This is a genomic window from Homoserinibacter sp. GY 40078 (assembly GCF_008017545.1).
GTDB lineage: Bacteria > Actinomycetota > Actinomycetes > Actinomycetales > Microbacteriaceae > Homoserinibacter.
This window is the reverse complement of the sequence record NZ_VRTZ01000001.1, coordinates 1,315,504-1,326,275: the sequence shown is the minus strand read 5'-3', so window position 1 is coordinate 1,326,275 and position 10,772 is coordinate 1,315,504. Positions and strand designations below refer to the sequence as shown.

Annotated in this window: 9 protein-coding genes; 6 read left to right on the top strand and 3 right to left on the bottom strand. The window is 69.6% G+C overall.

Annotation, left to right across the window (positions count from 1 at the left end; all coding sequences use genetic code 11):
• From FVQ89_RS06360 to FVQ89_RS06350, 3 genes are all read right to left on the bottom strand, one after another.
• Window positions 1-500: CPBP family intramembrane glutamic endopeptidase (locus tag FVQ89_RS06360; RefSeq protein ID WP_147901010.1), on the bottom strand; the 500-nt coding region annotated here is incomplete at its 3' end.
• Window positions 501-580: 80 nt separating this feature from the next.
• Window positions 581-1,168 (bottom strand): hypothetical protein, encoded by a 588-nt coding sequence (locus FVQ89_RS06355; protein WP_147901009.1) that lies wholly within the window; start codon window positions 1,166-1,168, stop codon window positions 581-583.
• A gap of 75 nt (window positions 1,169-1,243) precedes the next feature.
• Window positions 1,244-3,010: a DUF4012 domain-containing protein gene (locus FVQ89_RS06350; RefSeq protein WP_147901008.1), complete on the bottom strand. Its 1,767-nt coding sequence runs from the start codon at window positions 3,008-3,010 to the stop codon at window positions 1,244-1,246.
• Between the two features lie 208 nt (window positions 3,011-3,218).
• On the opposite strand from FVQ89_RS06350, the gene FVQ89_RS06345 reads away from it, so the two are divergent.
• From FVQ89_RS06345 to FVQ89_RS06320, 6 genes are read left to right on the top strand one after another with little or no spacing between them, the layout of a single operon-like run.
• A complete protein-coding gene (locus FVQ89_RS06345; RefSeq protein WP_147901007.1) occupies window positions 3,219-4,709 on the top strand; it encodes a sugar transferase in 1,491 nt (496 codons plus the stop codon).
• A gap of 10 nt (window positions 4,710-4,719) precedes the next feature.
• A complete protein-coding gene (locus FVQ89_RS06340; RefSeq protein WP_222706045.1) occupies window positions 4,720-5,826 on the top strand; it encodes a glycosyltransferase in 1,107 nt (368 codons plus the stop codon).
• Complete coding sequence (locus FVQ89_RS06335) at window positions 5,819-7,021, top strand: glycosyltransferase (RefSeq protein ID WP_147901006.1); 1,203 nt, start codon at window positions 5,819-5,821, stop codon at window positions 7,019-7,021. Before FVQ89_RS06340 ends, FVQ89_RS06335 begins: the two co-directional genes overlap by 8 nt.
• On the top strand, window positions 7,018-8,481 hold the full coding sequence (locus FVQ89_RS06330) for a hypothetical protein (protein ID WP_147901005.1): 1,464 nt from the start codon (window positions 7,018-7,020) through the stop codon (window positions 8,479-8,481). The genes FVQ89_RS06335 and FVQ89_RS06330 overlap by 4 nt, the downstream gene beginning before the upstream one ends.
• Window positions 8,478-9,635 carry a glycosyltransferase family 4 protein gene (locus FVQ89_RS06325; protein WP_147901004.1) on the top strand — a complete coding sequence of 386 codons (1,158 nt, stop codon included), beginning with the start codon at window positions 8,478-8,480 and terminating at the stop codon, window positions 9,633-9,635. Before FVQ89_RS06330 ends, FVQ89_RS06325 begins: the two co-directional genes overlap by 4 nt.
• On the top strand, window positions 9,632-10,756 hold the full coding sequence (locus FVQ89_RS06320; RefSeq protein ID WP_147901003.1) for an acyltransferase: 1,125 nt from the start codon (window positions 9,632-9,634) through the stop codon (window positions 10,754-10,756). Before FVQ89_RS06325 ends, FVQ89_RS06320 begins: the two co-directional genes overlap by 4 nt.
• Window positions 10,757-10,772: the final 16 nt, after the last annotated feature.

Genomic DNA, 10,772 nt, shown 5'->3' with positions numbered 1-10,772 from the left:
GACTGCGGAGCCGCCGCGAGGTGCAGGAGCACGAACAGCGCCGTCGACCAGATCACCCCGGAGAAGGCACCCCCGATCCGTCCGAGAGCCGTGCCGCCGATGAGATCGACGGTCGACCTCAGCAGCACCCCGCGGAAGAACGCCTCCTCCAGGAGAGGCGCGACGAGCACCGAGCCGACCGCCAGCACGACGAACGCCGGAACATCGCCGACGCCGCCCGACCCGTCGAGCGCCGCGCCGCCCGTCGTGGGAACGAACGCCTCCAGCACGAACCGCAGCACCACGCCGACGAGCAGCCCGAGCCCCAGGTCGATCACCCGGATGCGCAGCCCCGCGTCTCCGAGCCGCATCCCGCCCAGGCGTATCGCGACCGCGATCCCCGCGACGAGCGGCACCCACACGACGAGGAATACGAGAGCCTGCGCGATCGCCGGGGTGATCGGCAGAGCATCGATGGACGGGACGAGCGCGAACGCCAGGACCACACCGAGCGCTGCCACGGCCCCGGTCGCCGCGAACGCGGTCAGCGGATCCCGTCGGCGGCTCGAGGAACGCGCGGCGCGTGTGGGGCTGTCGGGCGTCAGCTCGCGTCCGTGTCGCGACGCGGGCCGACCGTGGCCTCCGCCATGGTCCGCCGACGGCGCACCACGAGAGGCGGAACGACCACCACGATCACGAGCGCTACGGCGACCCAGATGACCCAGCCGAGATCGGAGTCGGCGCCGTCACCGGGGGACGCGGTTCCGCCCCCGTCACCTGCGGTGCCTCCGTCGACGGCGATGACCGACTCGGCTTCGACGCCGCTCGTCTGGCCGGTGCCGTGGAGGGTGTACTCGCCGGAAGCGTCCTCGGGGAGGGTGACCTCGACCGCAACGGAACCGTCTTCGGCGGCTTCCTTCTGCACCGAGACCGAACCCACCACAGAACGCGCGCCGGCCGTCGCGAGGCTGCCGGGCCCAACTCCCTCGCCTGTCAGCGTGAAGACAACGGTTTCATTGGGCGAGAAGGAACCGAAGTTGAAGGTAGCCGAACCACCCGGGACGATCGTCGTCGGCCCGTCGATGGGTCCAACCGGCACGTAGGCGGGCGCCGCCATCGCGGATGCCGCGGGAGCGGCGACGAGCGCGACCGCGAGCGCGGCTGCAGCGATGAGCTTCTTCATGGCCATGGTCGGACCCCCGGATCAGTGGCGCGGAAGACGGCAGCCGGCGGCGCGCCGGGACCCCCTTGGTACGCGGGGAGACTAACAAGCACCGGGGAGCTGCCGGAGGGTCACGGGGCGAACTGTCGGTGGAAGGTTGACAGTGACCTGCTCGGGGGCGTCATCGACGATGAATTCCACGACGAGACGCTGCGTCTCGCCCGGCGAGAGCGTCATCCGCACCTGGAACACGGGGCGATCCCGATCCACAACGCTCGCCCCGGATGTCGCCACGTCGTCGAGGGTCGCCGCGAGCACTCGCGCGCCCACCGGCCCGTAGACCGCGACGAGCGTGGATGCATCCCCCGGCGCGACGCCGTACGCTCCCCCGCCTGTCACGTAGGCGGGCAGTGAGCGGGCCGCGTCCTCTGGGGCATCGTTCCCGATCTCGACCGCGATCTGCACGACGGCCGTGCCATCCGCCGCCCGGCAGACGGACGCTTCGACCTCGCCGGTCAGGTAGTAGTCCATCTTCGCGCCGGTCGCGTCGTTGAGCACGAGCAGCGCCGTCGGCCCGCCCGCCGCGTCGGAGGCGGGGATGCCGTCCAGACTCGTCTGCGCGAGGAGCGTCTGGTCTGCCTCGTGCGAGCTCCAGATGCGGATGCGCCCTTCGTCGCCTCCGCGCACGAGTGCCCGGACGATGCCATCCGCGGCAGACGCGTCAGCGTGCAGCAGCTGACCGAACACCGCCTGCGCGACGTCGGCGAAGAAGGCGTCCTGGTCAGTGGGGTCCGGGAATCGGGCGTAGCTGTCGCTCAGCAGCACCTCGACCGCGTTCGATGCGGTCAGCTCGACGCCCCGCACCTCGACGGGGCCGATCGCCTCGAGCAGGTAGGCCAGCAGGACGGGGTCGACGGCGACCACCTGGTCGACCCGACCCCCACGGCGCTGCTCCCACATCTCGGCCGCCAGCTGAGCGCTCGTGTCGAACCACGGGGTGAGGTTCACGTCGTGCACATACCGGCCCGTCACCTCCCCGTAGAGCGAGCGGGTCGCGACGTCGAGCGGGAGCACGCTGTGCGGGAAACGCGCGAGCTCGCCGCCCGAGGCCTGATCCGCGAGCTCGATCCGGCCGTCGTCGGCGCGAATCAGCACGAGCGCGCCGCTCACCCCGCCGGATGCGCGCAGCTCCGCGTTGTTCTGCACGAGCACGAGAGTCGTGCGTGCCCCGTCGCCGCCGAGGAGCGACGGGAGCAGCACGGAGGTGCGCTCGAGGGCGTCGGCGGTCTCGGTCAGCTCATCCAGCCGCGGCAACAGCTCGCCGAGCGCGCTCCGCAGGGGGCGTACCGTGCGGGCGACATCGATCCCCGTCGCCCGGTCGCGAGCATCCGCGAGAGCGTCGGCGACCTGCGCGAGCGCCTGCTGCGAGGCCACGATCCCCTCCAGATCGACCGCACCGTCGTGTACCCCGAACGAGGAGGGGTCGATGCGGCTCGCGGAGGCGACAAGCGGCGGCAGCGCGTCGTCGGCGAGAGCCGTCGCGACCCCCGCCGATCCGCGAACCGCAGCGAGGTTCGCACCGAGCCAAGGCAGCCCCTCCGAGAGGCGCCAGACGGGGTCGCCGGTGAGGTCCGACGCCTCGTGCGCGGCAACGCGGATGTCATCCGCGGCACGTTCTGCGGAGGCGAGATCCCCGGAGACAAGGGCCTCCTGGAGTTCGTCGGCGCGCCCGGGCAGGGCGGCGAGGCGCTCCGCGGCTCCCGCACCTCGGACACCGAGCCATGCCGTCCACGCAACGAGGAGGACGAGTCCCGCGACCACGATCCACTCGAGCGGGCCGAGGCGCCGACGACGATGCACGGCGGTCATTCAGTCCTCACGGTTCGGGCGATCGGAGCGCGCTTCAGGGTAGCCACAGGTGAACCCCGCTTCGTGCCATTTGCCCTCCTCAGGATGACATCGACCCCCGTCCCCCCAAATGGGGTTCACCCGAAGGGGCACGCCCCGACACCTTGTCCCCCCAGAGGCCATAGGGCGCCCATAGCGTCGTGGCGTCCACCGCGAATGGAGCCCGACCATGAGTACGCAGTTCGAGTCCCAGGTGCGCGCGCGCCCGACTCAGCGGGTGGCGTCCTGGGAATCCGCCTATTCCGCACGCATCGCCATCAGCGACACCGCGGTCATCATCGTGATGATCGCCGTCTCTCAGTTCATCTGGAGGGCGCTGGTTCTGCACGACCCGTCGCTCACCGTCTCGGTCGGTGGCATCGGCGTGAGCTACCCCGCGATCTCGATCATCATCGGGCTCGCCTGGGTGGGCGGGCTCGCCGCCTTCGGCACCCGCGACACCCGCGTGCTGGGCTCGGGAAGCGCCGAGTACAAGCGTGTGCTCGACGCCTCGGTGCTGCTGTTCAGCCTCGTCGCCATCATCGCCTTCCTCGCGCAGATCGATGTCGCACGGGGGTACATCCTCTTCACCTTCCCGCTCGGGACGGTCGCCCTGCTCGGAAGCCGCTGGATCTGGCGGCAGTGGCTGCGCGGACGCCGCCAGGCCGGCCAGCTCGCCTCGCGCGTCATCCTCTTCGGGTCACTCGAATCGGTGACGGTCACGGCACGCGAGCTCTCGCGCGCACCGGAGGCCGGTTACCGGGTGATCGCCGCGAGCGTCCCTCCGTCGTACGACTCCGTCCCCCGCCATCTGCTCGGCACCACGATCCCGATCGTCTCGGACGGCCGCGACATCATCGACGCGATGGGCGAGTTCGGCTGCGACACGGTCATCGTGACCGGAAGCGACGAGCTGCCGGCGCACCGCATCCGCGAGATCAGCTGGCGCCTCGAGCCCGGCCGTCAGCACCTCGTCATGGCTCCGAGCCTCACCGACGTCGGCGGCCCGCGCATCCACACGCGCCCCGTCGCCGGCCTGCCCCTGATCCACGTCGAGACCCCGCGTTACGAAGGCATCAAGGCCTTCGGCAAGCGCGCGTTCGACATCGTCGTCTCGGGCGTGCTGATCCTGATCGCCTCACCCGTGCTCATCGGTGTCGCGCTCGCCGTGAAGCTCACGAGCCCCGGCCCCGTGCTCTACCGCTCCGAGCGGATCGGATACCGCGGAGCGGCGTTCCCGATGCTGAAGTTCCGCTCGATGCGAGTCGGGGCCGACGCCGAACTCCAGCGCCTTCTCGAGGAGCAGGGCACGGCTCAGACGCCGCTGTTCAAGGTGCAGAACGACCCGCGCATCACCCCGCTCGGCCGCGTGCTGCGCAAGTACTCGCTCGACGAGCTGCCCCAGCTGTTCAACGTGTTCCTCGGCTCGATGAGCCTCGTGGGGCCGCGCCCGCAGATCGCCGCCGAGGTGGCCCTCTACGACGACGCGGCGACCCGGCGCCTGCTGCTGAAGCCCGGCGTCAGCGGCCTGTGGCAGGTGAGCGGACGCTCCGCCCTCACGTGGGAGGACGCGATCCGTCTCGACCTCTACTACGTGGAGAACTGGTCGATCATGGGCGACCTCGTGATCCTGTGGCGCACCTTCAAGGCGGTCGTCGACCCCGGACAGACAGCGCATTGACGGTCGCACGATGGTAGGGGCTCTCATCCACGAATGGGTCGAGCTCCGCGGGGGGTCCGAGCGCGTGCTCGAGGCGATCGCGGACGCGTACCCCGACGCCGACATCTACTGCCTCTGGAACGACGCCCCGGGCCGATTCCCCGGCAGGCGTGTGCACGAGAGCTGGCTGGCGCGCACGCCCCTCAGCCGCAGCAAGGTCGCGGCGCTCCCCTTCATGCCCATGACGTGGCGCCGCCTGCGACCCGCCGAGCAGCCGGACTGGATCCTCGCGAGCTCGCACCTCTTCGCCCACCACGCGCAGTTCGTGGGCGCCGACGTGCCGAAGCTCGCCTACGTGCACACCCCGGCCCGATACATCTGGACACCCGAACACGACCCGCGCGGGCGCAGCCCGCTCATGCGCGCCGCGAGCACCCTGCTCAAGCCGATCGACCGCTCGCGTGCCCAGGATGTGAACGCCTTCGCCGCGAACAGCGCGTTCGTGCGTGACCGCATCCGCACCTACTGGGATCGCGACGCGGACGTCATCCACCCCCCGATCGACGTCGAGCGGATCCGCGAGGTCGCCGCGCGCCGCGAACTGCTCTCGGACACCGACGCGGAGACCCTCGCGAGCCTGCCGGACGAGTTCGTGCTCGGCGCGTCGCGCTTCGTGCCGTACAAGGGTCTCGACACGGTGCTGCGCCTCGCGGCGAAGCTCGACCTGCCGGTCGTGCTCGCGGGCGGAGGCTCCGACGAGGCCCGGCTGCGCGCGATCGCCGCGGACCTGCGGATCGACGCCCGCTTCGTCCACGACCCCTCCGACGAGCTGCTCGTCGCGCTCTTCGGCGAGGCCACCGTTTACGTCTTCCCGCCGATCGAGGACTTCGGGATGATGCCGGTCGAGGCGCTCGCGGCCGGGGGCCGGGTGGTCGTGAACGCCGAGGGCGGTGCCCGGGAGGGCATTGCGAAGTCGGATGCGGCCTGCGCGATCCACTTCGGCGACCTCGACGCGGCAGCCGACCAGGTGCGCGCCCTCATCGAGCAGGGCGCGCGACCGCGCGAATCCGACGTCGACTGGCTCTCGCGCGAGCGATTCCAGGAGCGGATCCGGGACTGGGTGGGCGTCAATGTCTGAGGCGGCGGAGGGCGCGGGGCTCTCGATCCTCATCCTCGGGACGGCGGACTGGAATCAGCCAATCGCGACGAACCAGCACTACATGACCCGGGAGCTGGCGGCGCTCGACGACGCCCGGATCACCTTCGTCGAGTCGATGGCGCTGCGCAGCCCCGAACTCTCGCGTCGCGATCTTGCCCGCATCGCGCGCCGACTTGCCGCGGTGGTCAAGCCGGTCCGCGGCGAGGAGGTACGTCGCCCGGTACCCGCGGGCACCCGAATCGCGTCGCCGGTGGTCGCCCCCGCGGCCTGGACCGCGGTCGCCGCGATCAGCCGGGCGCAGTTGCGCCGCGCCGTCGCGGACTGGAGAGACGCGCCCGGCATCAAGGTGCTGTGGACCTACACGCCCGTGACCTATGGCCTCGAGGCGGAAGCGGACGTCATCGTGTACCACTGCGTCGACCTGCTCGGGGAGGTTCCGGGCATCTCCGCCGCTCTCATCGACGCCCACGAGCGGCGCCTCGCGGAAGCGGGGGCACGCGCGGCTGGCAGCAGCCCCGTCGTCGTCTCGCACCTCGAAGCCGCCGGATTCGGCGACGTGCAGTGGTGGCCGAATGTGGCCGACGTCAGCGTGTTCGAGGGCCCGGAGACGGATGCGACGACCCCCGTCGACACGGCGGACCGATCCGGCGCGGCCGTCTTCGCGGGAAACCTCACCACGACCAAGGTCGACTTCGACCTGCTCGCTGCGCTCGTCGATCACGGGATCGACCTGCACCTGGCCGGTCCCGTCTCAGAGGGCGGCGGGAACGCGCGACCCGAGATCGACGCCCTCGTCGCACGCGGCGCGACCTACCACGGCATGCTCGGCGCGGATGCTCTCGCCCGTCTCTATCGCTCCTGCGCCGTCGGCCTCATCCCCTACGTCCAGAACTCGTACACGCGCGGCGTCAGCCCGCTCAAGACCTTCGAGTACCTCGCCGCCGGACTCGCGGTCACCTCCACGCCCATCCCCGCGGTCGTGCCCTCGGAGCCCGATGTGGTCGTCGCGGAGACGGCGGAAGCTTTCGTGAGCTCGGTGCTCGACCAGGTGGGCTCGCCCTCGACGACCGACCTCGCCCGGCGTCGCGCTCTCGCGCGGGCGAACAGCTGGACGGCCCGCGGAGAGACGGCCCGCGAGTTCCTCACCTCGAAAGTCGGTGCGATCGTCCCGTGAAGGCGTACAACAGCCGACTGATCGCGCTGCTCGTCACCACCTGTGTCACGACGACGATGTGGGTGCTGTTCGTGCAGTTCTCGGGCGACGTCGCGCTGTGGCTGGCGCTGCTGAACTTCACGATCTGCGCGTGGCAGCTCGCCTCCAGCCCGCTCTCCCGGCATAGCGGCCCGGTGGCGCTGACGTTCTGGTCGTTCACGCTGGTCTGGTTGGGTTTCGCCCCGATCGTGCAGATCAGCACGGGAGTCCTCCCCTGGCTCGACGTGTACCAGTCCCGGACGTTCCTGATCTCGGAAGCGCTCTTCACGCTTTCGCTCGTCGCGTTCATCGCCGGCAGCTGGCTGGCCGGTAGGCGACGCGACGCGAGGCCCGTGGAGGATCTGCCTGCCCTCGCTACCGACCCTCGGATCGAGGAGGCGCCTCCCCGCGTCGCACCGCTGCTGCTCCTCGGCTTCGCGTTGCTACCGGTCGTGCTCGCCTCGACAGGCGGGCTGGCAGGCCGTTTCACCACCCGCGACGACGTCGCGCAGGCGTTCGCCGAGTCCGGCGCATCCGACGACACGGTCACGCTCTTCCTCCTCAACCGCTTGCCGTCCGCTATCGCTCTGGTAGGCGGCTACGCCACCGCCTACATGCTGCGCAACTACGGGCGCTACCTCCCCAAGCAGCAGCTGTTCATCCTCCCCGCATTCGGGGCCGCGATGATCCTCGTGCTGATGTTCGCGAACCCGTTCGCGATCTCGCGGTACATCGCGCTGTCGACGATCCTCGGTGTGGCGCTTGGCTTCGTCGATCTCCGCAGCACTCGCGTGAAGTCGGTCTTCGGTTGGGCGTCCGCGATCTCGGTCCTGACGCTCTACCCGCTCGCATCCTGGTTCAAGAAGGACTCTGTGCAGCAGCAGGCGGACGGTCTCTCGGTCGACGTGTATCAGGGAGTCGACTTCGACGGTTTCCAGATGATCGCGAATACGGTCGAGTACGTGCACTCCCACGGATACGCATTCGGGGTGCACATCCTCGCTGCGATCGGCTACTTCGTGCCGCGCTCGATCTGGGAGGCGAAGCCGACTCCCGCGAGCCTCGATGTCGCGGCGGATCGCGGGTACTCCTTCCAGAACCTGAGCCTGCCGATCTGGGGTGAGTTCTATCTGGATCTCTCGATCGTGGGAATGGTCGCCGGCATGCTGCTCTACGGCTACGTAACCCGCGTGCTCGATCATCGCTACAGCAGTGCGCCCGGGAGCCTCGCTGCCCACCTGGCAGTGGTGTTCGCTGTCGCTCAGTTCGGTCTCATCCGTGGGCCCCTCGGCGGCTCCGTGGTCTTCTTCGGGACGGTGCTGATCCTGGCGTTGGCCGTCTTCCTCACCCCCAGGAAGCGACCACGCTCACGCAGGCCTCTTCGCACCGGCACATCCAGCCGCATCCTGGATCCCGCACCGCAATTGGCGGTGCGAACGTGACGGTTCGACTGGTCGTCGTTGTGCGTCGGCTCTCGTTCGCCGATGGAATCGGCGGTCTCGAGCGCGCCGCCGGAGAGCACGCGCGATCGCTCGCGGAGCGCGGCGTACCGGTGACGATCGTGACCGACCGCCGGTCGATGCGCGGCGACCCGCCCGCCGGTATCGATGTTCTTGATGTCCCCTGGCCGCGTTTTGATCGCTACAAGGCGCTGTCGACCTTCGGACTGGCCTACCAGTTGTGGGTCACCCGAGTCGCCAAGGCGCTCGCCACCTCTGGCAACGGGCGAGGTGTGCTGCACCTTCACGGCGCGAGCGCGGGGGTCCTCCGGCACCGCGCGATTCAGGACGCGTTCCCGACGACGATCGTCAACCCCCACGGGATGGAGGAGTTCGGCCGCTTCTCCCTCTTGCGTGTGCCCAACCGTCTCTTCACCCGACACCTTGCGCGGGGCAGCGCCCATGCCCGTTGGGTGATCGCGACCGACGCGGGATTGCAAGATGCCGTCACACGGAACCTCCGGGTACCGCCGGAGCGAGTGGCCCTGATCCCCAACGCGGTCGACGTGGACGCGCTACGCGCGCTCGACGCGGGTGGAACCCGCCCAGCGGAGTTCACGATCGTGAGCGTCGGGCGGCTCGTACACAACAAGGGATTCGACCTGCTCGCCGATGCGCTCGCTCGGCCCGATGTACGAGAGGCACTGCCGGAGGGTTACCGCTGGAGGCACTACGGCTCGGGCCCGGATGCTGAGCGGATCGTCGCGAAGGCTCATGCGGCTCGCGTTCCGCTCGAGATCGCCTCGGGGCGGAGCGACGCGGAGGTGCAGACGGCGGTCGCGGGTGCCTCGCTCTTCGTGCAGCCCTCCCGATACGAAGGCAGCAGCCTCACGACCCTCGAGGCGATGGCGCACGGCCGACTTATCGTGGGTACGCCGGTCGGAGGCATCCCCGACAAGATCGAGGACGGCGTCACCGGGATCCTTGCGGAGGCAGCCACAGCCGATGCAATCGGCGACGCACTGCAGCGAGCCATGGGTTCCGATCCCGAGACGCTCGGCACGAATGCACGGGCGCTGGTCGACGGCCGATTCAGCCTCGCCGCAGCGGCAGACGCATACCTCGCGCTCTACGAACAAGACGGAGCGGTCGGATGATGACGACGCCGACACGACGCGCCGCCCCTCAGACGGCAGGCCCCGCGCTCAACTCCGCCAACCGTTTCGCACACATCGATGCGATGCGGGCGGTCGCGGTGATGCTCGTCGTCGTGATGCATGCGGGCATCCGTGTCTCCCCAGGCGACAGCGGTGTCACCATCTTCTTCACGATCAGCGGCTTCATCATCACCTTCCTCCTCATCTCGGAACGAGACCGCGCCGGAGCCTTCAACGTCCGGCGGTTCTACGCGCGACGGCTATGGAAGATCGCACCGCCCTTCGTGTTGATCATCGCTGTGCCGACCCTCGTCTACGCGCTGTTCGCGACGATCTCCTGGCCGGCGTTCCTTACGCAGATCTTCTTCAGCTACAACTGGGCCGAGATCTACCTTCCGGGGGCGTTCGACGGGGTGCTCCCAGGTTCGACCGTCGTCTGGAGCCTCGCAGTCGAGGAACAGTTCTACATCGTCTTCGCCCTGCTGTGGATCATGTTGGTCCGCAGCAGGCATTGGCGCATCGGACTCGTGTCCATCGCCCTCGTCGGCGTCGTGGGATCGCTCGCCGCCCGAGTCGCCCTCTCCTTCGATGCGGATTCGTTGCACGCGATGAGGGGAACGGACGCGCGGCTCGAGGCGATCGCATGGGGGGTGCTGTGCGCGGCCCTCCTCCATCGGCACGGTGAACATCCGAGCCGGGCTCTCGCCTGGGTGGGAAGCGCACCCGCGCTGATCATCGCCGCGACCCTCTACGGGGTGTCGTTCGCGATCCCCGGCGGTTGGGCCGAGACGGCGTTCCGCCCTACGTTGTGGGCAATCGCGGCAGCCATCGCCGTGCTCTGGGGAATGCTGCCGAGCGACGGACGCGCCAAGGAACTGATGCTGCGCGTCGCGGGATGGCGCGTCCTGCAGCTCATCGGGCTCGCCAGCTACAGCATCTACCTCGCCCACGACGTGATCATCCACCTGGTCCGCGCCCTGCTACCCGAGGTGCCCGGAGTCGCAATGCTGCTGGGAGGGCTCGGCGGAGTTGCGGTCGGGATCGCCGTCTACTTCGCGGTGGAGCGCCCAGTAGCACGCCTCAGCCGTCGCCGGCATCGCGTCAAGGAGACCCAGGCATGACATCGCCTGCAGTCGG